Origin of the sequence: Erwinia wuhanensis, from assembly GCF_030484085.1 — a bacterium.
GTDB lineage: Bacteria > Pseudomonadota > Gammaproteobacteria > Enterobacterales > Enterobacteriaceae > Erwinia > Erwinia aeris.
On sequence record NZ_JAUJUH010000003.1, the window covers coordinates 211,542 to 236,356 of the forward strand.

Annotated in this window: 22 protein-coding genes and 1 riboswitch; of the genes, 11 read left to right on the top strand and 11 right to left on the bottom strand. The window is 58.9% G+C overall.

Annotation, left to right across the window (positions count from 1 at the left end):
* Nucleotides 1–2: 2 nt before the first annotated feature.
* Both glnE and hldE read left to right on the top strand, forming a co-directional pair.
* Nucleotides 3–2,819: a bifunctional [glutamate--ammonia ligase]-adenylyl-L-tyrosine phosphorylase/[glutamate--ammonia-ligase] adenylyltransferase gene (glnE, locus tag QZH36_RS08730; protein ID WP_301730000.1), complete on the top strand. Its 2,817-nt coding sequence runs from the start codon at nucleotides 3–5 to the stop codon at nucleotides 2,817–2,819.
* Nucleotides 2,820–2,903: 84 nt separating this feature from the next.
* The gene (gene hldE, locus QZH36_RS08735) at nucleotides 2,904–4,331 is read left to right on the top strand and encodes a bifunctional D-glycero-beta-D-manno-heptose-7-phosphate kinase/D-glycero-beta-D-manno-heptose 1-phosphate adenylyltransferase HldE (protein WP_253458203.1); all 1,428 of its coding nucleotides are present in this window, start codon (nucleotides 2,904–2,906) and stop codon (nucleotides 4,329–4,331) included.
* 89 nt (nucleotides 4,332–4,420) lie between these two features.
* Here the strand turns inward: hldE and ubiK are convergent, their stop codons facing one another.
* Nucleotides 4,421–4,720 (bottom strand): ubiquinone biosynthesis accessory factor UbiK, encoded by a 300-nt coding sequence (ubiK, locus tag QZH36_RS08740; RefSeq protein ID WP_253458205.1) that lies wholly within the window; start codon nucleotides 4,718–4,720, stop codon nucleotides 4,421–4,423.
* Nucleotides 4,721–4,867: 147 nt separating this feature from the next.
* A riboswitch (FMN riboswitch) is annotated at nucleotides 4,868–5,020 on the top strand.
* A 107-nt stretch (nucleotides 5,021–5,127) separates the two neighbouring features.
* Between ubiK and ribB the strand changes: the two genes are divergently transcribed.
* Nucleotides 5,128–5,784 carry a 3,4-dihydroxy-2-butanone-4-phosphate synthase gene (gene ribB, locus QZH36_RS08745; protein WP_253458206.1) on the top strand — a complete coding sequence of 219 codons (657 nt, stop codon included), beginning with the start codon at nucleotides 5,128–5,130 and terminating at the stop codon, nucleotides 5,782–5,784.
* A 205-nt stretch (nucleotides 5,785–5,989) separates the two neighbouring features.
* Here ribB and zupT read toward each other — a convergent pair whose 3' ends face one another.
* On the bottom strand, nucleotides 5,990–6,754 hold the full coding sequence (zupT, locus tag QZH36_RS08750) for a zinc transporter ZupT (protein WP_253458209.1): 765 nt from the start codon (nucleotides 6,752–6,754) through the stop codon (nucleotides 5,990–5,992).
* Between the two features lie 191 nt (nucleotides 6,755–6,945).
* Here zupT and ygiD point away from each other — a divergent pair, with 191 nt between their 5' ends.
* Complete coding sequence (ygiD, locus tag QZH36_RS08755) at nucleotides 6,946–7,728, top strand: 4,5-DOPA-extradiol-dioxygenase (protein ID WP_253458212.1); 783 nt, start codon at nucleotides 6,946–6,948, stop codon at nucleotides 7,726–7,728.
* A 13-nt stretch (nucleotides 7,729–7,741) separates the two neighbouring features.
* Here the strand turns inward: ygiD and QZH36_RS08760 are convergent, their stop codons facing one another.
* From QZH36_RS08760 to tolC, 3 genes are all read right to left on the bottom strand, one after another.
* Nucleotides 7,742–8,902 (bottom strand): glutathionylspermidine synthase family protein, encoded by a 1,161-nt coding sequence (locus QZH36_RS08760; protein ID WP_301730001.1) that lies wholly within the window; start codon nucleotides 8,900–8,902, stop codon nucleotides 7,742–7,744.
* A gap of 2 nt (nucleotides 8,903–8,904) precedes the next feature.
* On the bottom strand, nucleotides 8,905–9,573 hold the full coding sequence (locus QZH36_RS08765; RefSeq protein ID WP_253458220.1) for a DUF1190 family protein: 669 nt from the start codon (nucleotides 9,571–9,573) through the stop codon (nucleotides 8,905–8,907).
* 143 nt (nucleotides 9,574–9,716) lie between these two features.
* Nucleotides 9,717–11,198, bottom strand: coding sequence for an outer membrane channel protein TolC (tolC, locus tag QZH36_RS08770; RefSeq protein ID WP_253458223.1), 1,482 nt, complete (start codon nucleotides 11,196–11,198; stop codon nucleotides 9,717–9,719).
* Between the two features lie 214 nt (nucleotides 11,199–11,412).
* On the opposite strand from tolC, the gene nudF reads away from it, so the two are divergent.
* Genes nudF through parE form a run of 5 tightly spaced genes read left to right on the top strand, consistent with a single transcriptional unit; the run spans nucleotide 11,413 to nucleotide 15,854 of the window.
* Complete coding sequence (gene nudF / locus QZH36_RS08775; RefSeq protein ID WP_253458226.1) at nucleotides 11,413–12,048, top strand: ADP-ribose diphosphatase; 636 nt, start codon at nucleotides 11,413–11,415, stop codon at nucleotides 12,046–12,048.
* Nucleotides 12,045–12,470, top strand: coding sequence for a DUF1249 family protein (locus QZH36_RS08780; protein WP_253458229.1), 426 nt, complete (start codon nucleotides 12,045–12,047; stop codon nucleotides 12,468–12,470). The genes nudF and QZH36_RS08780 overlap by 4 nt, the downstream gene beginning before the upstream one ends.
* A gap of 37 nt (nucleotides 12,471–12,507) precedes the next feature.
* Entirely contained in the window at nucleotides 12,508–13,332 is an 825-nt protein-coding gene (cpdA, locus tag QZH36_RS08785; protein ID WP_253458233.1) for a 3',5'-cyclic-AMP phosphodiesterase, read from the top strand.
* A 1-nt stretch (nucleotide 13,333) separates the two neighbouring features.
* Nucleotides 13,334–13,912, top strand: coding sequence for an esterase YqiA (gene yqiA, locus QZH36_RS08790; protein ID WP_125287208.1), 579 nt, complete (start codon nucleotides 13,334–13,336; stop codon nucleotides 13,910–13,912).
* Between the two features lie 46 nt (nucleotides 13,913–13,958).
* Complete coding sequence (gene parE, locus QZH36_RS08795) at nucleotides 13,959–15,854, top strand: DNA topoisomerase IV subunit B (protein ID WP_253458236.1); 1,896 nt, start codon at nucleotides 13,959–13,961, stop codon at nucleotides 15,852–15,854.
* A 46-nt stretch (nucleotides 15,855–15,900) separates the two neighbouring features.
* On the opposite strand, the gene QZH36_RS08800 is transcribed toward parE, so the two are convergent.
* The 4 genes from QZH36_RS08800 to QZH36_RS08815 are packed head-to-tail and all read right to left on the bottom strand — an operon-like array spanning nucleotide 15,901 to nucleotide 19,848.
* A complete protein-coding gene (locus QZH36_RS08800; protein WP_253458239.1) occupies nucleotides 15,901–16,908 on the bottom strand; it encodes a transketolase family protein in 1,008 nt (335 codons plus the stop codon).
* Nucleotide 16,909: 1 nt separating this feature from the next.
* Nucleotides 16,910–17,743, bottom strand: coding sequence for a transketolase (locus QZH36_RS08805; RefSeq protein ID WP_253458242.1), 834 nt, complete (start codon nucleotides 17,741–17,743; stop codon nucleotides 16,910–16,912).
* Nucleotides 17,744–17,755: 12 nt separating this feature from the next.
* On the bottom strand, nucleotides 17,756–19,054 hold the full coding sequence (locus QZH36_RS08810; RefSeq protein WP_253458245.1) for an MFS transporter: 1,299 nt from the start codon (nucleotides 19,052–19,054) through the stop codon (nucleotides 17,756–17,758).
* A gap of 44 nt (nucleotides 19,055–19,098) precedes the next feature.
* Complete coding sequence (locus QZH36_RS08815) at nucleotides 19,099–19,848, bottom strand: SDR family NAD(P)-dependent oxidoreductase (RefSeq protein ID WP_253458248.1); 750 nt, start codon at nucleotides 19,846–19,848, stop codon at nucleotides 19,099–19,101.
* 195 nt (nucleotides 19,849–20,043) lie between these two features.
* Between QZH36_RS08815 and QZH36_RS08820 the strand changes: the two genes are divergently transcribed.
* Nucleotides 20,044–20,952 carry a LysR substrate-binding domain-containing protein gene (locus QZH36_RS08820; protein WP_253458250.1) on the top strand — a complete coding sequence of 303 codons (909 nt, stop codon included), beginning with the start codon at nucleotides 20,044–20,046 and terminating at the stop codon, nucleotides 20,950–20,952.
* 368 nt (nucleotides 20,953–21,320) lie between these two features.
* Here QZH36_RS08820 and QZH36_RS08825 read toward each other — a convergent pair whose 3' ends face one another.
* Nucleotides 21,321–21,626 (bottom strand): putative quinol monooxygenase, encoded by a 306-nt coding sequence (locus tag QZH36_RS08825; protein ID WP_253458253.1) that lies wholly within the window; start codon nucleotides 21,624–21,626, stop codon nucleotides 21,321–21,323.
* A gap of 32 nt (nucleotides 21,627–21,658) precedes the next feature.
* Nucleotides 21,659–22,237, bottom strand: a complete 579-nt coding sequence (locus QZH36_RS08830) for an NAD(P)H-dependent oxidoreductase (protein WP_125287216.1) — start codon at nucleotides 22,235–22,237, stop codon at nucleotides 21,659–21,661.
* 228 nt (nucleotides 22,238–22,465) lie between these two features.
* On the opposite strand from QZH36_RS08830, the gene parC reads away from it, so the two are divergent.
* The gene (gene parC, locus QZH36_RS08835) at nucleotides 22,466–24,739 is read left to right on the top strand and encodes a DNA topoisomerase IV subunit A (RefSeq protein WP_253458256.1); all 2,274 of its coding nucleotides are present in this window, start codon (nucleotides 22,466–22,468) and stop codon (nucleotides 24,737–24,739) included.
* Nucleotides 24,740–24,815: the final 76 nt, after the last annotated feature.

Below are 24,815 nucleotides of genomic sequence, written 5' to 3' on the forward strand. Positions count from 1 at the left end.
CTATGTCGCCTTTAACTTTACCGCCTCTGCCGCCGCTGCTTGCCGCGCTACCGGTTACCGCTGACGATCCCGCGCTGCGTGCCGCTATGGCCTTCAGCGATTTCATCAGCGAAAACCTGACGCGCTATCCTGAATGGCAGCAGGAACTGCAGCAAAGGGCGCCGGAGCCGGAAGAGTGGCGACATTATGCCGACTGGCTGGCGGAAGAAATGGCGCAGGTCGCGGACGAAGCCGCGCTTATGCGCGAGCTACGCCTGTTTCGTCGCCATATGCTGACGCGTATCGCCTGGATGCAGGCGCTGTCGCTCAGCAGCACGCAGGCAACGTTACGGCAGCTGAGCGTGCTGGCGGAAACGCTGATCGTGGCGGCGCGCGACTGGCTGTGGCAGGCCTGCTGCCGCGAGCTGGGCACGCCGGTTAACGCGCAGGGCGAGCCGCAGCCGCTGCTGATCCTGGGGATGGGCAAGCTGGGCGGCGGCGAGCTGAACTTCTCTTCGGATATCGATTTAATCTTTACCTGGCCGGAAAACGGCGTCACCCAGGGCGGGCGCCGCGAGCTGGATAACGCGCAGTTTTTTACTCGCCTGGGCCAGCGGCTGATAAAAGTGCTCGATCAGCCGACCATCGACGGCTTCGTTTATCGGGTAGATATGCGCCTGCGTCCTTTTGGCGACAGCGGCCCGCTGGTGCTGAGCTTTGCCGCGCTGGAGGATTACTATCAGGAGCAGGGACGCGACTGGGAGCGCTACGCGATGGTGAAAGCGCGGCTGATGGGCGGCGCGGACGATCGCTGGAGCCAGGAGCTGGAGCAGATGCTGCGGCCCTTTGTCTATCGCCGCTATATCGATTTCAGCGTGATCCAGTCGCTGCGCAATATGAAAAGCATGATTGCCAGGGAAGTGCGTCGGCGCGGGCTGAAAGACAATATCAAGCTGGGCGCGGGCGGCATCCGCGAAACGGAATTTATCGTGCAGGTTTTTCAGCTGATCCGTGGCGGACGTGAGCGCTCGCTACAGCTGCGGGCCTTTTTACCCACGCTTCAGGCCATCAGCGATCTGCATCTGCTGCCCGCAGAGCAGGCGCTACGGCTACAGGAAGCGTATCTGTTTTTACGCCGCCTGGAGAATCTGCTGCAAAGCATCAATGACGAACAGACGCAAACGCTGCCCTCGGACGATCTTAATCGTGCGCGGCTGGCGTGGGCGATGGGCACCACGGGCTGGGCGGAGATGTACGGCCAGCTGGAACAGCATATGGCCGCCGTACGCGCTATTTTCGACGAGCTAATCGGCGATGACGCGCCGGAGGCGGGCGACAGCAAAGACACGGACGACTATGGCATCCTGTGGCAGGATCGCCTGGAGGAACCGGAGCTGGCGGCGCTGGTGCCTCATCTTACCGCCGAAGCGCAGCAGCGGCTGCTGCGCGCGATCGGCGATTTTCGCCAGGACGTGGATAAACGTACCATTGGCCCGCGCGGACGCCAGGCGCTGGATCTGCTGATGCCGGGCCTGCTGGCCGAGGTTTGCCCGCGTGAAGATGCCGACGTCACGCTCGGTCGTCTGACGCCGCTGCTGCTGGGCATAGTGACGCGCACTACCTACCTGGAGCTGCTGACGGAATATCCGGGCGCGCTTAAGCATCTGATCCGGCTCTGTGCGGCCTCGCCGATGGTGGCCGATCAGCTGGCGCGTTATCCGCTGCTGCTGGACGAGCTGCTGGATCCCGCCACGCTTTACCAGCCCACGGCCACGGATGCCTATCGCGACGAGCTGCGGCAGTATCTGTTGCGCATCCCGGAAGAGGACGAAGAGCAGCAGCTGGAAGCGCTGCGTCAGTTCAAGCAGGCGCAGCATTTGCGCATTGCCGCGGCCGATATTGCGGGCACGCTGCCGGTTATGAAGGTCAGCGATCATCTTACCTGGCTGGCGGAAGCCATTGTGGAGCAGGTGGTGCAGCAGGCCTGGCAGATGATGGTGCAGCGCTACGGGCGGCCTTCGCACCTTAACGAGCCGCAGGCGCGCGGCTTCGCGGTCATCGGCTACGGCAAGCTGGGCGGCTGGGAGCTGGGCTACAGTTCGGATCTTGACCTGGTGTTCCTGCACGACTGTCCGGCAGAAGCGGTGACGGACGGCGAGCGCAGCATTGATGGCCGCCAGTTTTATCTGCGGCTTGCGCAGCGCATCATGCACCTGTTCAGCACCCGCACGTCGTCCGGCATTTTATACGAGGTGGACGCCAGGCTGCGTCCTTCCGGCGCGGCGGGCATGCTGGTCAGCACCTTCGCGGCTTTTGATGATTATCAGCGTCATGAAGCCTGGACCTGGGAACATCAGGCGCTGGTACGGGCGCGCATCGTTTTTGGCGACGCGGCGTTAAGCCAGCGCTTTACCGGGATCCGCCGGGGCATTCTGTGTTTACCGCGCGAGCCGGAAAAGCTGAAAACGGAAGTCCGGGAAATGCGCGAGAAGATGCGCGCGCATCTGGGCAACCGACAAAAAGGGCGTTGGGATATCAAAGCGGATCGCGGCGGCATTACCGATATTGAATTCATTACGCAATATCTGGTCTTACGCTATGCCGCGACGGAGCCAGAGCTGACGAGCTGGTCGGATAACGTACGCATCCTGGCGCTGTTGGCGCGCCACGACAGAATGAGCGAGGAAGAGGCGCATTCGCTGACCCACGCTTACGTTACGCTGCGTAACGAGCTGCACAGGCTGGCGCTCCAGGCTTTACCGGGCCAGCTTGCGCCGGGGGCGTTCAGCGCGGAGCAATCCGTGGTCAACGCCAGCTGGCAGCGCTGGCTGGAGGCGTGATCGTGGCGCAATGGGCGCAATTGACGGCATGTGCTATCATCGCGCGCACTATTTTTTGACTGACTGCAGCCTGGAGTATCTGGAATGAAAATGACGCTGCCCGATTTTAACCGTGCGGGTGTTCTGGTTGTTGGCGACGTGATGCTGGATCGCTACTGGTATGGCCCAACCAGCCGTATTTCCCCTGAAGCGCCGGTGCCGGTGGTTAAGGTGGACAACGTGGAGGAGCGTCCCGGCGGGGCGGCCAACGTGGCGATGAATATCGCTTCGCTCGGCGCCAGTTCCCGTCTGGTCGGCCTGACTGGCGTGGATGATGCGGCGCGCGCGCTGAACGACGCGCTCACCGGCGTTAACGTGCAGTGTGATTTTGTTACCGTCGCCACGCATCCTACCATCACCAAGCTGCGCGTACTGTCGCGCAACCAGCAGCTGATCCGTCTGGATTTTGAAGAAGGTTTTGGGGGGATCGACGTTGAGCCGCTGCATCAGCGGATCCGCGAGGCGCTGCCGTCCGCAGGCGCGCTGGTGCTTTCCGATTACGCCAAAGGCGCGCTGGACAGCGTGGAAAGCATTATTGCCATCGCCCGCGAGGCGAAGGTACCGGTGCTGGTCGATCCGAAAGGGACCGATTTCGAGCGCTATCGCGGTGCGACCATCCTGACGCCAAACCTTTCCGAATTTGAAGCCGTCGTCGGCAAGTGCAAAGACGAAGCGGAGATTGTCGAGCGCGGCATGGCGCTGATGCAGCAGTTCGAGCTGTCGGCGCTGCTGGTGACGCGTTCTGAAAACGGCATGACGCTGTTGCAGCCGGGCAAAGAGCCGGTGCATCTGCCAACCCAGGCGCAGGAAGTCTATGACGTGACCGGCGCGGGCGATACGGTGATCGGCGTACTGGCCGCCGCGCTGGCCGCAGGCAATACGCTGGAAGAGAGCTGCTTCCTGGCTAACGCCGCCGCAGGCGTGGTGGTGGGCAAGCTGGGAACGTCAACGGTTTCGCCAGTCGAGCTGGAAAACGCCATTCGCGCACGGCCCGAGGCCGGTTTCGGCGTGATGAGCGAGGCGCAGCTGAAAGAGGCGGTGGCGCTGGCGCGTCGTCGCGGCGAGAAAGTGGTGATGACCAACGGCTGCTTCGATATTCTTCATGCCGGCCACGTCTCCTATCTGGCCAACGCGCGCAAGCTTGGCGATCGCCTGATTGTCGCGGTCAACAGCGATGCATCCACCAAACGGCTGAAAGGCGAGAGTCGTCCGGTCAATCCGCTGGAAAACCGGATGATCGTGCTGGGCGCGCTGGAAGCGGTCGACTGGGTGGTGGCCTTTGAAGAAGATACGCCGCAGCGGGTTATTGCCGATATCCTGCCTGATCTGCTGGTAAAAGGCGGCGATTACAAGCCGGAAGAGATCGCGGGCAGCAAAGAGGTGTGGGCAAACGGCGGCGAAGTGCGCGTGCTGAACTTTGAAGATGGGATCTCCACCAGCAATATCATCAAGGCCATTCAGGCGAAAAGCTGATGAGGACGCGGGCAAAAAAGGCCCGCCCTTAAACGACAAAAGGCGCCGGTTGAACACGGCGCCTTTTTTAAACGGTTTCGCCTTCGGCGTTACTGCATATCTTCCGTTTTCAGCACTTCTTTCGGCATATCCGCTTTCGGCGCATCCACGCCACGGCTTTCCAGCTCGGCGATACGGGCTTCCAGCGCGGCCAGCTTTTCACGGGTACGCAGCAGCACCTGCGTCTGCACGTCAAATTCTTCGCGGTTAACCAGGTCCAGCCGGGTCAGCTGTGACTGCAGGGTCTGGCGGATTTTCTTTTCGACATCATCGCCAAACTCACGGATCCCTTTTGGCATAGAGTCATGAACCTGACGAGCAAGTTGTTCAATTTTTTTCGGGTCAATCATGGCGGCTTCCTGATAGCGGCAAAGTTTCGTTAAGTGTAATGCCATAACCACAAAGGTTAAACCCAAAAACGTGAAAGCGGCAAAATGGCTAACGATTTGCTTATTTTGTTCGTTGCCCTGCTTTTTTTTCGGCGCTATAGTAATCAGGCTTATTCTCAGGGCGGGGCGAAATTCCCCACCGGCGGTAAATCGGCTACGGCTGAAAGCCCGCGAGCGCTTCAGATCTTCCTGGTCTGAAGGTCAGCAGATCCGGTGTAATTCCGGGGCCGACGGTTAAAGTCCGGATGGGAGAGAGTAACGTATCCTGTCGGGTCTACGCCCGCCACGCCGTTATTTTTTGTCGCTGCAAGACACTCCTAAGCTCGCCCTGGTTCTGGTAACCCATATTACACAAAGGATTATTTACCATGAATCAGACGCTTCTTTCTGAATTTGGCACGCCTGAACAGCGTGTGGAACGCGCTATCGACGCGCTGCGCAATGGCCGTGGCGTCATGGTGCTGGATGATGAAGATCGTGAAAACGAAGGCGATATGATTTTCGCCGCAGAAACCATGACCGTCGAACAAATGGCGCTGACCATTCGTCACGGCAGCGGCATTGTCTGCCTGTGCCTGAACGAAGAACGTCTCCGCCAGCTGGAACTGCCGATGATGGTAGAGAACAACACCAGCTCTTTTGGCACCGGCTTTACCGTTACCATTGAGGCGGCGAAAGGCGTGACCACCGGTGTTTCCGCTGCGGATCGCATCACCACCATTCGTGCGGCCGTGGCCGATAATGCTAAACCAAGCGATCTGCACCGCCCGGGCCACGTGTTTCCTCTCCGCGCTCGTGAAGGCGGCGTGCTGACGCGCGGCGGCCATACCGAAGCCTCTATTGATTTAGTGACGCTGGCCGGTTTCAAACCTGCAGGCGTACTGTGCGAGCTGACCAACGACGACGGCACGATGGCCCATGCGCCTGAAGCCATCGCCTTTGCGAAACAGCACGCGATGCCGGTGGTGACCATTGAAGATCTGGTCGCTTACCGCCGCAGCCGTGAAACGCGTCAGGCAAGCTAAGCGCATTGCCGCGCTTCTGTACGCATAGCTAACGTCGTGCAGGCGCGCGGCGCGAGAGTTTTCGCGCTGCGGTTTTTTGCGCATCCGCTTCTCCGTTCCACTGGCCTGACAGCGCCCGCCTGGCCCGATAGCGACTGCTTTTGGCATAACTGGCCCAATAGGCGCTGGTTTCCACGTGAGGCAAAATTTGCCTCACCGTTCATCTTTAGCTCAGGCCGGCGCTTTCCAACAGCGTCAGGCTCAGCCCCATTACCGTCATACCGCAGAGTACGCCATAGCTGGGATTCACATCCGGCGCGATATCGCGCGCCAGCGGCATCAGTTCGTCAACGGACAGCGCCACCATGATCCCGGCGACGGCGGCCATAACCGCGCCCATTACCAGCGGTGACAGCCATGGCCCCATCAGCATGAAAGCTATAAGGCCGCCGGCGATCTCCGCCATGCCGGAAATCCCTGCCCAGAACAGCGCCTTCTTTTTCGATCCTGTTGCGGCGTACATCGGCCCGGCGACGGCCAGCCCTTCGGGAATATTATGAATGGCTACCGCCAGCGCAATGCCCATCCCCAGCTCCAGATCGCTGCTGGCGGTCACAAAGGTTGCGATACCTTCCGGGAAATTGTGCAGGCTGATGCCAAGCGTCAGCAGCAGCGCGGTACGACGTAGATTCTGCGGCGATTTACCGCCCATCAGATCCTGGGGATGGTGGTGCGGCAACAGCTTGTCCAGCGCAAAATAACCGAGCAGGCCAACGATAAACATGCCATAGCCCAACAGCGGCGACATTCCCTCCGCCTTCAGCGCGGCGGGCAGCATCTCCATCAGCGAAATCAACAGCATAATACCGGCGGCAAAGCCCAGCGCAAAAGCCAGCGCTCGCGCCGACGGCTTTTGGCCGATAACGCCCAGGAAGGCCCCGATAAAAGTGGCGCCGCCGGCCAGCAGAGTCAGCAGTAAAGGTATGGACACAAACGTCTCTCCTGTTCCCGAAAAAGTATAGCCTTTGCTATACATTAGCAGAGAAAAAGTACGCGTAACGTCAGGAAATGTCATTTCCGATCCATCAAAATTCCTGACGATCTTCATCATGCTTATCCGACTTTCCCGGCGCTAAAAAGAGCGTAACGTATTCGTTATCGCTTTAATGTCCGGAGAGAGTTATGAAATCACTGATGCCCGCGCTTTTTCTGGGCCACGGCAGCCCGATGAACGTGCTGGAAGAAAATGCCTATACGCAAAGCTGGCGCGAGCTGGGGCAGAACTTGCCGCGTCCGAAGGGAATTATTGCTGTCTCCGCCCATTGGTATACGCGCGGAACGGCGGTGACCGCGATGGAAAAGCCGCGCACCATCCACGATTTTGGCGGTTTCCCGCAGGCGCTGTTTGATACCCGTTACCCTGCGCCCGGTTCGCCTGCGCTGGCGAAAGAAATAGCGGACGCGCTGGCACCTGTCGAGGTGGTGCAGGATCAGGCGTGGGGGCTGGATCACGGCGCCTGGGGCGTGCTGATAAAAATGTATCCGCAGGCCGATATCCCGGTGGTGCAGCTTAGCGTGGACGGCACCAAACCCGCCGCTTACCACTTTGCGCTGGGCCGCAGGTTGACCGCGCTGCGCGAACGCGGCTATATGATTGTCGCCAGCGGCAACGTGGTGCATAACCTGCGGATGGCAAGCCGGGACGACAGTGCGAAACCGCACGGCTGGGCCGTCTCATTTAATCACTACGTGCGTGAGCATCTGGCGTGGGAAGGGCCAGTGGAAGATCATCCACTGGTTAATTTTATGCAGCATGAGGGCGCGGCGCTTGCTAACCCAACGCCGGAGCATTATCTGCCGCTGCTTTACGTTCTGGGCGCGCGGGAGCCGGGCGAAACCATTTCCGTGCCCGCAGACGGGCTGGAAATGGCAGCAATCAGTATGCTTTCGGTACGGGTAGGATAAGATCCGCCAGAACCTATTCGATAAAGGTATGCGGGTAGAATCGGGAGAGATCCTGGGTGATCAGGTCACGATCTTCGCGCAGGCCAATACCGGCTGGCCGATCGTCAATCAGCCAGCTGCCGATCAGCGTATAGCTGTCGCCAAACTTCGGCAGCGGATGGAACTGCTGCACGATCATGCCTTCCTCGCCATAAGGGCCGTCCACGCGGGCAATCTCTTTGCCGTTTTCCACGATGCGGATGTTAGCGCCCTCGCGTGAAAACAGCGGTTTGACCACATATTTATCCATCGCCGGCACGTTATCTTCTGCAAAATAAGCGGGCAGCAGATTAGGATGATTGGGAAACATTTTCCACAGCATCGGCAGCAGCGCCTTATTGGAAATAATGCTTTTCCACGCCGGCTCCAGCCAGCGCACGCCGGCATCGGCCAGCTTGGTGGAAAACGTCTCGCGCAGCATGAACTCCCAGGGATAAAGCTTGAAAAGGTTGCCGATTACCTGGTCATGCACGTCGGTAAACTGGCCTTTTTCGCCCAGGCCGATTTCGTCGATATAGAGGAACTCGCTTGGCAGCCCTGCCTCCGTCGCGCAATCCTGAAGATACTGCACGGTGCCGCGATCTTCATCCGTATCGCGGCAGCAGGCAAAGTGCAGCCAGCTAAAGCCGTGCTGCTGATGCAGCGCCGCAAAGCGGTCGATCAGCTTCTCCTGCAGGCTGTTGAACTGATCGCTACCGGCCGGCAGATTGCCAGCGCTAAGCTGATCTTCCAGCCAGATCCACTGAAAGAAAGCGGCTTCGTACAAGGAGGTCGGCGTGTCGGCGTTGTTTTCCAGCAGTTTGGCATCTGTCTGCCCATCCCAGGCCAGATCCAGCCGGGAGTAGAGCGAAGGCTGGCTGGTCTTCCACGAGGTGCGAACAAAATCCCAGGTATGTTTCGGGATGCGGAATTTCGCCAGCAGCTCCTCGCTGTTGACCACTTTGTCCACCACCTGCAGGCACATCTGATGCAGCTCGCCGGTTACCGCCTCCAGCTTCTCGATTTGTGCCAGCGTAAACTGATAATAAGCGTCCTCGCACCAGTAAGACTCGCCGTGCATGGTGTGGAAGCGAAAGCCATATTCGGTGGCTTTTTCACGCCAGTTGGGACGTTCTGCAATCGCCAGACGCTGCACGCTTAACCTCCGAAAGACCGGCTGGAGCCGGACGTTGCGCTGCTGCGCTGCATAGTGGACTGCTTCGCCACGCTTTCGCCAAAGCCGCCGCGCGTCACGGTGCTGGTGGTGGCCGGTTTCGGCGCCAGCGCGGTTTTCGGCACGGTCATGGTGCGGCCCGGCGTCGCGGTGCCAAAGCTTTTTCCGCTGGCGTCAACAAACTGGCCTCTGGCCGGGCTGTTTGGCGAGCGCGAGGTAAACAGCGGCTGCTGGGCAAAGCCTGCGCCCCCGCCCATCAGGCGACCCATCATATAACCGGCCATCAGCGGCATCCAGAAGCTGCCGCTCTGCTGGGATTCGGCGTTGGTGGTGCCGACGCCGGCCTGCGCGGGCGCCTGCTGGCACTGGCCTTCGCCAAACTCCGCCACGCAGTCTTCACGAGTCGCGTATTTCGGCGCGGTTTTTTCCGCCTCTTTTTTGGCGTTGTTGTAGGCCGTGGTGCACTGTTCGCTTTTGCCAGGATTGGCGCTGGAGCAGTCATCCGCATTTTGATAAAGCGAGACGGTTTCGTCCGATTGTTCGCAACCGGCCAGCATAAATACGGCGGTTACCGCCAGCGCTACCGGAGTGAGGTGGCGTGCGCTCCAGCTTTTGCGAAAGGAGGCATGATTAATTTTTTTTGTCCGTTTCATGACATTCTGTCCTGAGCCCAAAGGTAATGCTTAGAATAGGGGAACGGCGGTGGAAATTGAAGCAACGAGCGGCAATGTGAAGGGGATCTTTACTTAGCTATACGTTTGAAAGTAAAAGGGGCAGCCAGGCTGCCCCAAAATGCTTAATGGCGGAACGGATTACCGCTGGCTGGCGCGGAAGCCTGAGCCGCCGCCGGTGCCGCAGCACGCTGCACGGCAGGCGAGGCCGCCGTTTGCGCGCCGTTTGCCGCTGCATCCTGCTGGGTGTTTTCCGGCGCTACCGCTTCTGGTGAAGTTGGGACTTCTTTACCCAGGCGGCTGTTCAGCATCTGCAGATCCTGCTCGTTCAGCGTACCCAGAGCCGATTTAATATTCAGCTCGTTGATCATGTAGCTGTAGCGCGCGTTGGAAAGCTGCTGCTTGGCGTTATATAATGTGGTGGTCGCATCCAGCACGTCAACGATGGTGCGCGTACCTACCTGATAACCCGCTTCCATTGCATCCAGCGAGCTTTGCGCCGAAACCACGGCCTGCTTGTAAGCATTGATGCTGCTGATGGACGCATTCACGTTGTTAAAGGATGAACGCACGGTCTGTACCGCGGTACGGTGTGCGCTTTCGAGCTGCTCGCTGGCGGAAACAAAAGCGTACTGCGACTGTTTCACCTGCGAGGTGACCGAGCCGCCGCTATACAACGGCAGCGTGAAGCTCAGGCCCACCTGGTTGTTGCCGCTGATGCTGTCCTGATAGGCTGCGCTGTTGGCGCGGCTGCCGCCATATTTGTTGTTCGACAGGCCGCTTTGCGCAGTCAGATCCAGCGTTGGCATATGGCCGGTTTCCGACAGGCGGATCTGCTCACGCGCCAGATCCTGGTTCAGACGAGCGGAAAGCAGGCTAAGGTTGCGGCTTTCGGCTTCCTTCAGCAGCGCGTTGACCGGCTGCGGTTTTTCCGTCTGGAAGCTGTCGACGTTCAGCGAAGCCAGGCTCAGATAGTAGTTGCCCGTGACCTGACGCAGCGTTTCCAGATTATTATCCAGATTGTTGCGGGCCGTCACTTCGTTGGCCAGCACGCTGTCGTACTGCGCACGCGCGTTTTGCACATCCGTAATCGCCACCAGGCCGACGTTGAAACGCTGCGTGGTTTGATCCAGCTGACGGTAGATCGACTGTTTCTGCGCTTCGGTATAAGAAAGCGTGTCGATGGCGTTTAATACGTTAAAATAAGCGGTAGCGGTGTTGAGGATCAGATTCTGCTGTGCGACCTGGTAGGTAACATCCTGTACGCCTGCCGTTTTTTCCTGCAGCGTCAGCGCGCGCCATTTCGACATATCGAAAATGGTTTGCGTCAGCTGCAGTGTGCCGCTGGTCGTGGTGCTGTGCAGACCGCTGCTGTCGCGATAGCCGTTGCTGTAGGTATAATCCGCACCCAAACCTAACTGAGGCAGTAAAGGGCTGCGCGCTTCGTTGATTTTCTCAAACGCGGCATCGCGATCGGCTGCAGAACTGCGAAGATCGGGGTTAGACAACCGGGCCTGCTGGTAGATCTGCAACAGGTTTTCCGCCTGGCTGGCGACGCTGAAGCCGCCCAGGCCCAGGCCGATAAGTAAAGGGAGCAGTTTCTTCATTTGCATTCCTTGTTATGCAGCAATATTGCTATGGTAGCGCTGTCGTAAGCCAAAAAAATTATCGCCGATTCTACCAGAGTAAATGAAAGAGATAAGTTGGCTGAAAGTGCCATGTTGCCACAATTTACTCAATTTAATCATTAAGAACTACACTCTGGGCGGATTTCAGCACTCTTTTCCCGCTTTCGCCACCACCCTTACAGGAGCGTAAACCGTGAGCAGCGACAAAAAATACCCGGTGACTTTCACAAAAAACGATGTAGAAATTATTGCACGTGAGCCGTGTTATAAAGGTTTTTTTTCACTCACTCGTTATCGCTTTCGCCATCGGCTGTTTAACGGCGGCATGAGTAAAGAAGTCACCAGAGAGGTTTTTGAGCGCGGCCATGCCGCCGTCCTGCTGCCTTACGATCCGGTGAGCGATCGGGTGGTATTGATTGAACAAATCCGCATTCCCGCTTTTGACAGCAGCCCGACGCCCTGGCTGTTAGAATTGGTGGCCGGTATTATAGAGCCGGGCGAAACGCCGGAAGACGTTGTCCGGCGCGAAGCGGTAGAAGAAGCCGGGATCAAACCCGCCCGCGTGAAGCCGGTGCTTAGCTACTTAGCCAGCCCCGGCGGCACCAGCGAGCGGCTGGAGATTCTGGTAGGCGAAGTGGATGCCAGCGTGGCGCAGGGAAACCACGGTCTGGAGGAAGAGAATGAGGATATTCTTGTGCATGTGGTCAGCCGCGAACAGGCTTACCGCTGGGTGGAAGAGGGGAAAATAGACAACGCGGCCTCCGTCATCGCTTTGCAATGGCTGGAGCTGCATCATAAAAAACTAAGAGACGAGTGGAAAAACGAATGATAAAGCGCTACGTGCCTGATTTCCCTGAAATGATGCGGCTGTGCGAGACCAATTTCGCGCAGCTGCGTCGGCTGCTGCCGAAAGAAGATCGGGCGGGCGAGTCAGTCACCTGGCAGGTCAACGATGCAAGTTATACGGTGACTATCCAGGAATCGACGCGTTACACTACGCTGGTGGAAATCAAACAGACCGCGCCCGCCGTCAGCTACTGGAGCCTGCCCGCCATGTCCGTGCGGCTCTACCATGACGCAATGGTGGCGGAAGTGTGTTCGACACAGCAGATCTATCGCTTCAAAGCGCGCTATGATTATCCGAATAAAAAGCTGCATCAGCGTGACGAAAAGCATCAGATAAACCAGTTTCTTGCAGACTGGCTGCGCTACTGTTTAGCGCATGGCGCAATGGCCGTTCCGGTGTGGTGAGCCTCTGCCGCGACGGCATTAACCCTAAGGATTGTGATTGGATAGCCTGTTAAAACTTCCTGTGGCGAATGGTCGGGCAAGGGTATTACAGATAACGGACACCCATCTTTTCGCCGGTAAACATGAAACGCTGCTGGGCGTGAACACCTGGGCCAGTTTCGATGCGGTGCTGCAGGCGATTTCCGCCTGTGAAGAGCCGTTCGATCTGATCGTCGCGACCGGCGATCTGGCGCAGGATCACAGCGTGGAAGCCTATCAGCATTTCGCTGAGGGCATCGCGCGTCTGCCCGCGCCGTGCGTCTGGCTGCCGGGCAACCACGATTTTCAGCCTGCGATGTTCAACACGCTGGCCGAAGCGAAAATCGCTGACGAAAAGCATGTACTGCTGGGCGAGGAGTGGCAGATCGTGTTGCTGGACAGCCAGGTTTTCGGCGTGCCGCACGGCGAGCTGAGCGACTATCAGCTGGAATGGCTGGACAAAGCGCTGGCGAAGGCGCCGGAGCGCCATACGCTGGTGCTGCTGCATCACCATCCGCTGCCGTCGGGCTGCACTTGGCTCGATCAGCACAGCCTGCGCAATTCGCATATGCTGGAGGCCGTGCTGCAGCGCTATCCACTGGCGTCGACGCTGCTCTGCGGGCATATTCATCAGGATCTGGATTTGAACTGGAACGGACGCCGCCTGCTGGCGACGCCGTCGACCTGCGTGCAGTTCCGACCGCACTGCACCAACTTTACTATCGATTCCGAAGCGCCGGGCTGGCGCTGGCTGGATCTGTATGCGGATGGCCGGGTGGAAACCCGCGTTGAGCGCCTGACGACGCGCGCCTTCAGCCCCGATCCCGACTCCGAAGGATACTGAGATGGCCACGCTGATCTACCTGCACGGTTTCAACAGCTCGCCGCAGTCGGCTAAAGCGACGCAGTTCCGGCAGTGGCTGGCCACGCGGCATCCGGAAATCCAGGTTATTGTGCCGCAGCTGCCGCCTTACCCGGCGGACGCGGCGCTGATGCTGGAAAGCCTGATCATGGGATTATCGGGCGAAGCCGTGGGGATCGTCGGCTCGTCGCTGGGCGGCTACTATGCGACGTGGCTCTCGCAATGCTTCATGCTGCCAGCGGTGGTGGTCAATCCTGCGGTGCGGCCTTTTGAGCTGTTGGTGGATTATTTGGGTCTGAATCAGAACCCGTACACCGGGCAGCAATATGTGTTAGAGTCACGCCACATTTACGATCTGAAAGTGATGCAGATTGACCCGTTAGAGTCGCCGGATTTGCTCTGGCTGCTGCAGCAAACGGGCGATGAAGTGCTCGATTACCGCCAGGCTGTAGGCTACTACAGCGCCTGCCGTCAGACGGTTGAAGAGGGCGGAAATCATGCTTTTATCGGATTCGAACGCCATTTCTCCCCGATCCTGGACTTTTTAGGCCTCGCTGCCTGAAGCGGGACGTGGGGCTCACTCATTTACAGCCATCAAGATTGATACAATGACTCAGTCCAGCTATAACGCTGATTCCATTGAGGTACTCAGCGGCCTTGAACCCGTTCGCCGCCGTCCGGGCATGTATACCGATACGTCGCGTCCTAACCATTTAGGTCAGGAAGTGATCGACAACAGCGTGGATGAAGCGCTGGCGGGCCATGCCAAACGCGTCGAAGTGATCCTGCACGCCGATCAGTCGCTGGAAGTGATTGACGACGGTCGCGGTATGCCGGTCGATATCCATCCCGAAGAAGGCGTACCGGCCGTTGAACTGATCTTCTGTCGTCTGCATGCGGGCGGCAAATTTTCTAACAAGAACTACCAGTTTTCCGGCGGCCTGCACGGCGTGGGCATCTCGGTGGTAAACGCGCTGTCGACGCGCGTGGAAGTCACCGTGCGCCGTAATGCCGAAGTGTATGAAATGGCGTTTGAAAACGGCGACAAAGTGCAGGATCTGCACGTCACCGGCACGGTCGGCAAACGCAACACCGGTACGCGCGTACGCTTCTGGCCGGACCCGTCGTTCTTCGACAGCCCGCGCTTTTCGGTATCGCGCCTCAGCCATCTGCTGAAGGCGAAAGCGGTGCTGTGTCCGGGCGTGGAAATCGTTTTTAAAGATAAAGTGAACAACACCGAGCAAAGTTGGTGCTACGCCGACGGCCTGACGGACTATCTGGCGGAAGCGGTTAACGGCCTGCCGACGCTGCCGGAAAAACCTTTTGTCGGCTCTTTCGCCGGCGATATCGAAGCGGTGGACTGGGCGCTGCTGTGGCTGCCGGAAGGTGGCGAGCTGCTGACGGAAAGCTACGTCAACCTGATCCCGACCATGCAGGGCGGCACGCACGTCAACGGCCTGCGTCAGGGCCTGCTGGATGCGATGCGCGAGTTCTGCGAATACCGCAATATTCTGCCGCGCGGCGTGAAGCTGTCGGCGGAAGATATCTGGGATCGCTGCGCCTACGTGCTGTCGGTGAAAATGCAGGATCCGCAGTTTGCCGGTCAGACCAAAGAGCGACTCTCTTCCCGCCAGTGCGCGGCCTTCGTCTCTGGCGTGGTGAAAGATGCCTTCAGCCTGTGGCTGAACCAGAACGTGCAGGCGGCGGAAATGCTGGCCGAGCTGGCGATTTCCAGCGCCCAGCGCCGGATGCGTGCGGCGAAAAAGGTGGTGCGTAAAAAGCTCACCAGCGGCCCGGCGCTGCCCGGCAAGCTGGCGGACTGTAGCGCGCAGGATCTGAACCGCACGGAACTCTTCCTGGTGGAAGGAGACTCCGCAGGCGGATCGGCCAAGCAGGCGCGCGATCGTGAATACCAGGCGATCATGCCGCTGAAAGGTAAGATCCTCAACACCTGGGAAGTCTCTTCGGACGAGGTGCTGGCATCGCAGGAAGTACATGATATTTCCGTCGCTATCGGTATCGATCCCGACAGCGAAGATATGAGCCAGCTGCGCTACGGCAAAGTCTGTATCCTGGCCGATGCGGACTCCGACGGTCTGCATATCGCTACGCTGCTTTGTGCGCTTTTCGTGAAGCACTTCCGCACGCTGGTGAAAAACGGGCACGTCTACGTGGCGATGCCGCCGCTTTACCGCATCGATTTGGGTAAAGAGGTTTACTACGCGCTGGATGAGGAAGAGAAAGCGGGCATTCTGGATCAGCTGAAGCGTAAAAAGGGCAAGCCGGGCGTGCAGCGCTTTAAAGGCCTGGGCGAGATGAACCCGCTACAGCTGCGTGAAACCACGCTGGATCCCAACACCCGTCGCCTGGTGCAGCTGACCATTGACGACGACGACGTGGAACAGACGCTGGCGGTGATGGATATGCTGCTGGCGAAGAAACGCTCGGAAGATCGCCGCAACTGGCTGCAGGAAAAAGGCCATATGGCGGAAATCGAGGTTTAATCCTGCCTGAACTCGGCCCCGAAGCGCAACGCTTCGGGGCTTTCCGTTACCCTTCCAGCCAGCTTGTAATCTGCGTAACCATCGCCGCCGTCGAAATACCGTAGCGATCGTGCAGCGTCGGCAGCGCGCCCGCCGCCAGAAAAGCGTCCGGCAGGGCAATCTGTCTGAATTGCGGCGTCACGCCGTGCCGCATCAGCGTCGCCGCTATCGCTTCGCCCAGCCCGCCGGTAATGGAGTGGTTTTCCGCCGTGATCACCAGCCGGTTCTCGTTCACCGCTTCGCCCGCCTCGCGCAGGATGGTGGCCTCGTCCAGCGGCTTGATCATCGGCGAATGCACCACGCCAACCTCGATGCCTCTTTTCTCCAGCGCTTCTGCGGCTTCCAGCGCGCGCATGGTCATCAGCCCGCTGCTGATAATCACCGCATGTTTGCCGCTGCGCAGCCGTTGCGCCTTGCCGTGGCGATACTGATAGCCATATTTATCCAGCACCAGCGGCACTTTGCCGCGCAGCAGGCGCATATAGACCGGGCCGCTATGCTCGGCTATGGCGGGCACCGCCTGGCTGATTTCCAGCGCGTCGCAGGGATCGATAATGGTCAGATTCGGCATCCCGCGAAAAATAGCCAAATCCTCGGTCGCCTGATGGCTCGGCCCGTAGCCGGTGGTCAGGCCAGGCAGCGCGCAGGCGATTTTGACGTTCAGGTTCTCTTCCGCTATCGCCATACAGATAAAATCGTAGGCGCGGCGCGAGGCAAACACCGCATAGGTGGTGACAAAAGGCGTAAAGCCTTCCCGCGCCATGCCCGCTGCGGCGCTCATCAACAGCTGCTCCGCCATGCCCATCTGAAAAAAGCGTTCCGGGAAGGCTTCGGCAAACAGATGCAGATCGGTGTATTTGCTCAGATCGGCCGTTAAGCCAACGATATCAGTGCGCTGGCGCGCCAGCTCTACCAGCGCATGGCCGAAAGGGGCCGACTGCACGGGCTGACCTTCTGCGGCGATGGAGGCGATCATAGCGGACGTGGTCAGGCGTTTCTTTGTTGCGGTAGTCATGTTATTCCCCTTGCTCAAGCGCGGTGAGGGCTTTGTCCCATTCGTCGGCATCCACGCGGATAAAGTGCGTTTTTTCGCGCGTTTCCAGGAAAGGCACGCCTTTACCCATTTTGGTATCGCAGATAATTACGCGCGGCTGCGGTTCAGCCCAGGCGCGCGCGGCGTCAAAGGCGGCGGTCAGCGCGGCGATATCGTTGCCGTCCACGCGCTGCACGTGCCAGCCAAAGGCCCGCCAGCGATCGACAATCGGCTCGAACGCCAGAATTTCCGAACTGTGGCCGTCGGCCTGTTGATTGTTGACGTCGATCAGGGCGATCAGGTTATCCAGCCGCCAGTGCGAGGCCGACATCGCCGCTTCCCAGGTCGAGCCTTCATTCAGCTCGCCGTCGGAAAGCAGGTTATAAACAAAGGAAGCGGAGCCTTTGCTTTTCAGCCCCAGGCACGCGCCAACCGCAATGCCTAAGCCGTGCCCAAGCGAGCCGCCGGTGATCTCCATACCGGGCGTATAAGCGGCCATGCCGGACATCGGCAGGCGGCTCTCGTCGCTGCCATAGGTTTCGCGCTCGGCCTCGGGCAGCACGCCCGCTTCCAGCAGCGCGGCGTACAGCGCAATAGCGTAGTGGCCGATAGAAAGGTAAAAACGGTCGCGCGCTTCCCATTCCGGCTCCTCAGGACGAAAATTGAGCGCGTGAAAATAGCTGACGGCCAGCAAATCGGCAGCGCCTAACGCCTGGCCGATATAGCCCTGACCCTGAACCTGTCCCATTAACAGCGCATGACGACGGATATTGTTTGCGCGCTGTTTGAGCGTAAGTGTGGCAGAAACGCTGTTCATCTTATCTCCTGATTAACGGTTAACGTCTGCTGCGCGAATACGCAGCACGCAGAGCGCGCCGAGCAGCAGAACAGCAGCAATAAAATAGATGCCCGAAGCGGGCGAACCGGTGGCGGTGGTGATAGAACCGATCAGCCACGGTGAAAAGAAGCCCGCCAGATTCGCGATACAGTTCACCGCGGCAATGCCTGCCGCCGCCGAGACGCCGCCGAGCAGGTTGGTCGGCAGCATCCAGAACAGGGAAGAGGCGGAAAGGATGCCGGCGGCGGCCACGCAGAGGAAAAACAGCGAGGCCGGTACGCTGTGACCCAGCGACGTCGCCAGCGTCAGCCCGACCACGCCGATCGCCATGGGCACGATCAGATGCCAGCGCCGCTCGCGATGCCGGTCGCCGCTGCGGCCCGCCATCAGCATAAAAACGATGGCGCAGAGATAGGGCAGGCTGGTCAGCAGGCCAATATGCAGCGGCTCGCGGATGCCGGAGTTTCTGACCAGCGTCGGCAGCCAGAAGGTCAGCGCATACTGGCCCATCACCACGCAAAAGTAGATCAGCGCCAGCAGCCACAGCCGCCTGTCGGCCACAAAAGCTTTCACCGTGCCGTGATGCGCTTTTTGCTGATTATCCTCATCCAAATCGGCACGCACCATGCGCTTTTCGCTCTCGTCCAGCCAGGGCGCCTGCTCAACGCGATCCTTGAGCACCATCAGCACCACAAAGCCCATCAGCATGGTCGGAATCGCTTCCAGTACGAACATCCACTGCCAGCCTGCCCAGCCGTGAAAACCGGCGAAGGCTTCCATAATCCAGCCGGAAAGCGGGCCGCCGATCATGCCGGAAAGCGGGATCGCCACAAACCACAGCACCGTCATGCGGGCGCGGCGATGCGAGGGGAACCAGTAGGTGAGATAAAGCAGCAGGCCCGGCGCCAGACCGGCTTCGGCCACGCCGAGAAAAAAGCGCAGCAGATAAAACTGCCAGGCCGTTTCCACAAAGGCGAACAGGCCGGAAATCAGCCCCCAGGTGATCATGATGCGGGCAATCCAGCGGCGTGCGCCGACGCGATGCAGGATGAGATTGCTGGGTACTTCAAAAAAGAAGTAGCCGATAAAGAAAATACCCGCCCCCAGGCCGTACACCGTTTCGCTCAGGGCCAGATCGTCCATCATTTGCAGCTTGGCGAAGCCGACGTTAACCCGGTCGAGATAGGCGCAAAGATAGCAAAGCATTAAAAACGGCATCAGCCGCCAGGCGATTTTGCGATAGGTCGCATCGCGCGCGACGGTCGTCGCGCTGAGATTAAGCGTTGTCATAATCTTCACTCCCGGAGTGAAAGAAGCCTGCTGGAAGGAGCCGATCAGTGGATCAACATGCCGCCGTTAACGTCCAGCGTGATGCCGGTCAGGTAGCTGGCGAGATCGCTGGCAAGGAACAGCGCGGCGTTAGCCACGTCGTCTGCCGCGCCCAGGCGGCCAAGCGGGATGCCGTCGATAATGGCGTGACGCCGCTCGTCCTGCAGCAGGCCGCCGGTAATATCGGTCTGGATCAGGCCCGGCGTCAGCGCGTTGACGCGGATCTGGTCCGGGCCAAACTCGCGCGCCATCGCTTTGGTTAAGCCCAGCACGCCCGCTTTCGCCGCGCTGTAGTGCGGGCCGCCGAAAATGCCGCCGCCGCGCTGGGCGGAAACGGAAGAGAGGCAAACAATACTGCCGCCGCCTTGCTGCTGCATGGTTGGGATCACCGCCTGTGACATCAGCAGCGTGCCGCGCAGATTGACGTCCAGGATACGGTTATAGTCTTCGATGCTGATTTCCAGCGTTTTTACCGGCTGCGTAATGCCTGCGTTATTTACCAGCACGTCGATGCGGCCAAACTCGCTGACCACGCGGGAAACGGCCTGGCGCACCGCAGCGGGATCGGTGACATTGGCCGCCAGGCCCAGATGACCGGCACCCAGCTCTTCAGCCGCATGTCGCGCCGCGTTCTCATCCAGATCCAGAATCACCACCTGCGCGCCGTGACGGGCGAAACAGGCGGCGGTGGCACGGCCAATACCGCGTTGAGAGGCGGCGCCCGTAATAATCGCAACTTTATTTTTCAGCAACATAATCCACTCCGTAATAATCTTTTTTAGTGGTTCGGTATCGCTACCGGCAGGGTCACATTCAGAATTGGAAATTACGGCTAAACTGGCAATGCAAAAAAATTCATTCGATGCTGAATAGAAAGATGGATTTGATGCAGTTAACATTTCTCGCGGAAAAAAGCGGGCATCTGTCACAAAATTCATTTAAGGAGCCGCATGGAAAAACACGCAGATTTTTGCCCTTCGATAAAATCGCTCAGGATTTTTGAAGAAGTTGCGCATTACGGCAATGTGGCGCGTGCGGCGGAAGAAGTGAATATTACCGCCTCTGCTGCCAGCCATCAGCTGGCAAAACTGGAAAAAGAGCTGGGCTGCCTGCTGTTCAACCGCTCGCCCAAAGGCATGACGTTAACGCTGGCCGGTGAAAACTATCTGAAAGAAATCAGCCCGTTGCTGCTGGGGCTGACCCAGGCCAGCACCCGTCTCGGTAATGAGAAAGCGCGCAGCGCGCTGCGCATTCACTGCGCGCCCAGTTTTGGTTTGCTCTGGCTGCTGCCGCGCCTGCATAAATTCCGCGAGCGCTATCCTGCAATACAGGTCACGCTTTCCTGTTCCTACGAAAATTTATCTTTCAGCCGTGACAATATTGATATTGCGGTGCGCCACGGCTTTCCCGACTGGAAATCACTGGAAGTTAAAACCATCCGCCATGAAAAAATGTCGGTATTAGCATCGCCCGATTATTTGATAAAGCATCCGGTCGCGACGCCGGCGGAATTAATTAATCATGCGCTAATCCTTTCCGAGTCGCCTTTAATTCAGTGGCCGCAGTGGTTTGCCGCGATGCAATTAGCGCAGCCGACCAAAGACTGGCTGTTTCGCTTCGATCGTTCTTATATGAGCCTGGAGGCGGCAAGGCTGGGGCACGGTGTGGTGTTTGAAAGCGAGCTGCTGGCGGCAGAATATTTGCGTAGCGGCACGCTGGTCAGGGTGTTTGGCGACGAATGCAGCCTGCCGGTGAACGCGCATCATCTGGTCTGGCCGCGCGGCTTTGCCCGCTTTCCCCGCGTAAGCCATTTCCTGCAGTGGAGCAGCGAGCAGCTGGAAGCATCGCCACCGGCGTGACCTTGCCGGGCAGCCCCCGAACGGTATCGATAATAGAGCGGACGGCGCGGCTATCGCTATGACGGCAAGCCACAAAAAAAGGGGGCGAACCCGGTTCGTCCCTTCAGACTGCTGACAAAGCCAGCGGGTTCGTGCGGACTGAATTTTTTTACAGCGAAACGGCAGCTTCGCAGCAGCAGTGGCTGAGCGGATAAGCGGACCGTTTTCGCGCATGGACGCGCGAAACGAGCCCCCACGGATGGGTTTACGGCGTGTCCGTGTTCCGATCTGCCTCTGCTGCTTTCCACCGACCCGCACGCGACTTGATGACAGTGGATGAGTTTGTCAGCAACCTCAAGGGACGAACTCGGTTCGTCCCTTCTTACTCTTTACGCCGGTTCCAGCACGAAAATCCTCACGTCCAGCACGTCATCTTTAATGCGGCCGCGGTGCTGCTCCATATGCGCGGCCTGCTGATGCCGTTCCAGATGCCGTAAGGAATCCCACTGCTCGACCATAAACACCGAGTCGGGCGAGTTCTGTTTCCACGGCACCTGCGCTTGGTGATCCACCAGCATCCGGTAGCTGCCGCAGCCTTCTTCCTCTAACACCGTCGGGATTACTTGTTCAATCGCCTGCATGACCGCACGGCGGCGGCCGGGCCTGACACAAATTTCAGCAATCACGGTGAGCATGGTCTTTCCTTTTAAGAGAACGGTCTTAACAGTTAAGCAAAGATCTGGCCCAGATGTGTCCGATAACGCTCGATATCGCGTGGGACATCCGGCTGCTTGATCACATCGTTGCAGATAAAGGTCGGCAGCGCTTCCATTCCCAGGAACTGATTCGCCTTGTGGAAGTGCAGGTAAAGCCCGTCCACGCCCACGCCTTCAAAGAACTGGTCGGGATCGGTAAAGGCTTCCAGCGGCGCGTTCCACGTCAGGGAAAGCATATATTTTTTACCCTGAACCAGCCCGCCGGAACCATACTTCTTCGAGGCGTCGGAGCGCGTGCGGCCGTCGCTGGCGTACAGGGTGCCGTGGCCTTCGGTAAAGACCTCATCGATATATTTTTTCAGGATCCACGGTTCGCCCATCCACCAGCCCGGCATCTGATAGATAACCGTGTCGGCGGCCAGATATTTTTGGATCTCGTCGGCCACCACGTAGCCGTTGTCCACCACGGTAACGTCAACCTGATGACCGGCTTCGCGCAGGTAAGTCGCGGCCACGTCGGTCAGCGTATGGTTCAGCTCGCCTTTGGAATGGGCAAAGGTTTTTCCGGCGTCAATAATAAAAATGCGCATCTTCTTCTCCAGTATTCAAAACTGGCCTCAGTGTACGCGCGAAGGCAGGGGTTAAAAATGAGTTTTTGATCACAATACTTTTGCGCTGTGAGCAATAATCACGCCACGCAGGAAAGCGTATGCCGTCACGGTTATCTGTGACAGAAGCGGCCCGGATAAGGTACTATTCCCGCCAAACGGCCCCGATGTGGCGTGCCCGTGACGCCATGATGTGAGGAACAAAAAGTAATGAGCGATTTGACTCAGGATGGGGCAGAGCGTCGCGCTCTGCATAAGTTTACGGAAGAGGCCTATCTCAACTATTCCATGTACGTCATCATGGATCGTGCGCTTCCGTATATCGGCGATGGCCTGAAGCCGGTGCAGCGCCGTATCGTCTACGCGATGTCGGAGCTGGGCCTGAACAACAGCGCCAAGTTTAAAAAATCGGCCCGTACCGTGGGCGACGTGCTGGGTAAATATCATCCGCACGGCGACAGCGCCTGTTATGAGGCGATGGTGCTGATGGCGCAGCCTTTCTCTTACCGCTATCCGCTGGTGGACGGTCAGGGAAACTGGGGCGCGCCGGACGATCCGAAATCCTTTGCGGCGATGCGTTACACCGAGTCACGCCTGTCAAAATATGCCGAGCTGCTGTTAGGCGAGCTGGGCCAGGGCACCGTGGATTACGTGCCGAACTTTGACGGCACCATGCAGGAGCCGGCAATGCTGCCCGCGCGCCTGCCGAATATCCTGCTTAACGGCACCACGGGGATTGCGGTGGGGATGGCGACGGATATTCCGCCGCACAACCTGCGCGAAGTCGCCAACGCGGCCATCAAGCTAATCGATGCGCCGAAAACCACGCTCGATGAGCTGCTGGATATCGTGCAGGGGCCGGACTATCCGACCGAAGCGGAAATCATCACGCCGCGCGCCGAGATCCGCAAAATCTATCAGAACGGCCGTGGCTCCGTGCGTATGCGCGCGGTGTGGAAGAAAGAAGAGGGCGACGTGGTTATTACCGCGCTGCCGCACCAGGTTTCCGGCGCGCGCGTGCTGGAGCAGATAGCCGCGCAGATGCGCAATAAAAAGCTGCCGATGGTGGAAGACTTGCGCGATGAGTCCGATCACGAAAGCCCGACGCGTCTGGTGATTGTGCCGCGCTCCAACCGGGTGGATATGGAACAGGTAATGAACCATCTGTTCGCCACCACCGATTTGGAAAAAAGCTATCGCATCAACCTGAATATGATCGGGCTGGATAACCGTCCGGCGGTAAAAAACCTGCTTGAAATCATCAGCGAATGGCTGGTTTATCGCCGCGACACCGTGCGTCGCCGCCTGAATTTCCGGCTGGAAAAAGTGCTGAAGCGCCTGCATATTCTGGAAGGCCTGCTGGTCGCCTTCCTCAATATCGATGAGGTGATCCACATTATCCGCAGCGAAGACGAGCCGAAGCAGGTGCTGGTTTCGCGCTTCGGCATCAGCGAAACCCAGGCGGAAGCGATCCTGGAACTGAAGCTGCGTCATCTTGCCAAACTGGAAGAGATGAAGATCCGCGGCGAGCAGGACGAGCTGGGCAAAGAGCGCGACCGTTTACAGGGCATTCTGGCTTCAGAACGTAAAATGAATACGCTGCTGAAAAAAGAGCTACAGGCCGACAGCGAAGCCTATGGCGACGATCGTCGTTCGCCGCTGCGCGAGCGCGAAGAGGCCAAAGCGATCAGCGAAAACGAGCTGGTGCCGTCCGAGCCGGTGACTATTGTGCTGTCGCAGATGGGCTGGGTGCGCAGCGCCAAGGGACACGATATCGATCCGGGCGGCCTGAGCTATAAGGCGGGCGACAGCTATCGCGCGGCGGCGCGCGGCAAGAGCAACCAGCCGGTGGCCTTTATCGACTCCACCGGTCGTAGCTATACGCTCGATCCGGTGACGCTGCCTTCCGCGCGCGGGCAGGGCGAGCCGTTGACCGGCAAGCTGACGCCGCCGCCGGGCGCGGTGGTGGAGCAGGTACTGATGGAGGCGGACGATCAGAAGCTGCTGCTGGCGTCGGATGCGGGCTACGGCTTCGTCTGCACCTTCAGCGATCTGGTGTCGCGCAACCGTGCCGGTAAAGCGCTGCTGACGCTACCGCAGAATGCCAAAGTGATGACGCCGCAGGCGATCCATCACGAGGACGACCTGCTGCTGGCGATCACCGCCGCAGGCAGGATGCTGATGTTCCCGGTGGCCGATCTGCCGCAGCTGTCCAAAGGCAAGGGCAACAAGATTGTCTCAATCCCGGCGGCGGAAGCGGCGGCGGGCGACGACAAGCTGGCCTGGCTGCTGCTGCTGACGCCGCAAACCGCCATCACGCTGCACGTCGGCAAACGCAAGCTGACGCTGCGACCGGAAGACCTGCAGAAGTTCCGTGCCGAGCGCGGCCGTCGCGGCACGCTGCTGCCGCGTGGCCTGCAGCGTATCGATCGGGTAGAGGTGGACGGGCCTGCACGGCCTGAGGCCAGTGAAAGCGAAGAGTGATCCGGGCCGCGCCGCGCGGTGAAAAGCAGCATAGCCTGCTGATTTCAGGATATACTTCACCCGGCGCGCCCGATAA

What these genes read in the sequence shown, in the direction of transcription:
- QZH36_RS08825 (WP_253458253.1), bottom strand. Translation starts at nt 21,626, where the DNA reads ATGCTCACCGTGATTGCTGAAATTTGTGTCAGGCCCGGCCGCCGCCGT.
- glnE (WP_301730000.1), top strand. Translation starts at nt 3, where the DNA reads ATGTCGCCTTTAACTTTACCGCCTCTGCCGCCGCTGCTTGCCGCGCTA.
- QZH36_RS08830 (WP_125287216.1), bottom strand. Translation starts at nt 22,237, where the DNA reads ATGCGCATTTTTATTATTGACGCCGGAAAAACCTTTGCCCATTCCAAA.
- ubiK (WP_253458205.1), bottom strand. Translation starts at nt 4,720, where the DNA reads ATGATTGACCCGAAAAAAATTGAACAACTTGCTCGTCAGGTTCATGAC.
- ygiD (WP_253458212.1), top strand. Translation starts at nt 6,946, where the DNA reads ATGAAATCACTGATGCCCGCGCTTTTTCTGGGCCACGGCAGCCCGATG.
- QZH36_RS08800 (WP_253458239.1), bottom strand. Translation starts at nt 16,908, where the DNA reads ATGACTACCGCAACAAAGAAACGCCTGACCACGTCCGCTATGATCGCC.
- QZH36_RS08820 (WP_253458250.1), top strand. Translation starts at nt 20,044, where the DNA reads ATGGAAAAACACGCAGATTTTTGCCCTTCGATAAAATCGCTCAGGATT.
- QZH36_RS08765 (WP_253458220.1), bottom strand. Translation starts at nt 9,573, where the DNA reads ATGAAACGGACAAAAAAAATTAATCATGCCTCCTTTCGCAAAAGCTGG.
- tolC (WP_253458223.1), bottom strand. Translation starts at nt 11,198, where the DNA reads ATGAAGAAACTGCTCCCTTTACTTATCGGCCTGGGCCTGGGCGGCTTC.
- hldE (WP_253458203.1), top strand. Translation starts at nt 2,904, where the DNA reads ATGAAAATGACGCTGCCCGATTTTAACCGTGCGGGTGTTCTGGTTGTT.
- QZH36_RS08780 (WP_253458229.1), top strand. Translation starts at nt 12,045, where the DNA reads ATGATAAAGCGCTACGTGCCTGATTTCCCTGAAATGATGCGGCTGTGC.
- yqiA (WP_125287208.1), top strand. Translation starts at nt 13,334, where the DNA reads ATGGCCACGCTGATCTACCTGCACGGTTTCAACAGCTCGCCGCAGTCG.
- parE (WP_253458236.1), top strand. Translation starts at nt 13,959, where the DNA reads ATGACTCAGTCCAGCTATAACGCTGATTCCATTGAGGTACTCAGCGGC.
- QZH36_RS08805 (WP_253458242.1), bottom strand. Translation starts at nt 17,743, where the DNA reads ATGAACAGCGTTTCTGCCACACTTACGCTCAAACAGCGCGCAAACAAT.
- parC (WP_253458256.1), top strand. Translation starts at nt 22,466, where the DNA reads ATGAGCGATTTGACTCAGGATGGGGCAGAGCGTCGCGCTCTGCATAAG.
- QZH36_RS08810 (WP_253458245.1), bottom strand. Translation starts at nt 19,054, where the DNA reads ATGACAACGCTTAATCTCAGCGCGACGACCGTCGCGCGCGATGCGACC.
- ribB (WP_253458206.1), top strand. Translation starts at nt 5,128, where the DNA reads ATGAATCAGACGCTTCTTTCTGAATTTGGCACGCCTGAACAGCGTGTG.
- QZH36_RS08815 (WP_253458248.1), bottom strand. Translation starts at nt 19,848, where the DNA reads ATGTTGCTGAAAAATAAAGTTGCGATTATTACGGGCGCCGCCTCTCAA.